Source organism: Cupriavidus sp. 21MJTG02-4, assembly GCF_057798975.1.
In genome coordinates, this window is the sequence record NZ_JBYOJP010000051.1 from 1 (window position 1) to 1406 (window position 1406).

The window sequence follows — 1406 nt, forward strand, 5'->3', positions numbered from 1 at the left end:
GTAGATGGAATGGTCGCCTCCCGCCCCGGCCTATCGGCGACCGTGGACGGCCCAGTCTGCCAGACATGAGCTCCCATGTGTGTCACAGTGGCGATTCTGTCGTCGCAACCTGCCAAGGAGGATCAACATGGAACCGACCACAGTAGCCATCGACTTGGCCAAGCACGTTTTCCAGGTCCATTTCGTTGAGCCCGACACTGGCACGATTCACAGCAAAGCCCTGAGGCGCGCGCAGCTTTTGCCGTTCTTCACAAACCATCCACCTTCCCGCATCGTCATGGAGTCCTGTGGCAGTGCCCACTACTGGGCACGGAAGCTGTCCGGACTCGGGCACGATGTCAGGCTGATTGCGGCTCAGTTCGTGCGTCCGTTCGTCAAATCCAACAAAAACGACACCGCAGACGCCGCAGCGATCTGGGAAGCAGCTCAACGACCCGGAATGCGATTTGTGGCCGTCAAGACGGAAGAGCAGCAAGCCATGCTGGCGCTGCACCGCATGCGCCAGCAGCTCGTACGCTTTCGCGTGATGCAGGTGAACCAGTTGCGCGGACTGTTATATGAATTCGGCGTGGTGCTGCCACAGGGCCGCCGGACGAGCATCGCCGCTGCGAAAATCGCCCTGGCCGATCTGGCAGACCAGTTGCCGACGATGCTAACGGATAGCTTGCAAGACCAACTGTCTCGACTGCTAGCGCTCGATGAGCAGATCCAACGGATTGAGCAACGCATCATGGCCTGGCGCCGCAGTGACGAAGCGTGCAGCCGAATCTCCGAGATCCCCGGGGTTGGATTGTTGACGGCTACAGCAGCAGTCGCTGTCATTGGAAACGTCCACACCTTCAAATCCGGACGAGAGTTTGCTGCCTTTCTCGGACTAGTGCCTCGACAGAATGGCTCCGGCGGCAAGGTCAAACTCGGCGGCATCAGCAAGCGGGGCGACGTGTACCTTCGCACCTTGTTGATCCACGGCGCGCGAGCCGTGATATCCAAGGCGCGACACTTACCCGACCACGTCAAGTCCATGCTGGCGCGACGACCCACAAACGTCGTTGCCGTGGCACTGGCCAACAAAATGGCGAGAATCATTTGGGCCCTGCTGGCATACGGGCGCGCGTACCAGGCCCCCGTGGCTCCACCATTGCCGGCATGACTTCATAGGACCCCACACCACCTTTCACGGTTGCATAGGTTGATATTGAATGATGGCAAGACAGGTTGGACCGCGCAGAGACAAGCCTGCAACTTTACTTGGACCTTGAGTCCGTACTGTAGATGAGGACCTCTGCGGCGAAATCCATCGGGGCCGGCGGACTTAGTTCCGCGATCGAGTCCGAATATAAGTCCGCAACCACCCTACTGGCTATCGACAAATATCCCTTGCAAAAGGGAGGCGACCATATAAGTAA

At 58.7% G+C, this 1406-nt stretch carries 1 protein-coding gene; it reads left to right on the plus strand.

What is annotated here, in order from left to right; genetic code table 11:
• The first annotated feature begins 127 nt into the window (after positions 1–127).
• Positions 128–1150 carry an IS110 family RNA-guided transposase gene (locus AC3FKH_RS34415; protein WP_488680154.1) on the plus strand — a complete coding sequence of 341 codons (1023 nt, stop codon included), beginning with the start codon at positions 128–130 and terminating at the stop codon, positions 1148–1150.
• Positions 1151–1406 lie beyond the last annotated feature (256 nt).

What these genes read in the sequence shown, in the direction of transcription:
- AC3FKH_RS34415 (WP_488680154.1), top strand. Translation starts at nt 128, where the DNA reads ATGGAACCGACCACAGTAGCCATCGACTTGGCCAAGCACGTTTTCCAG.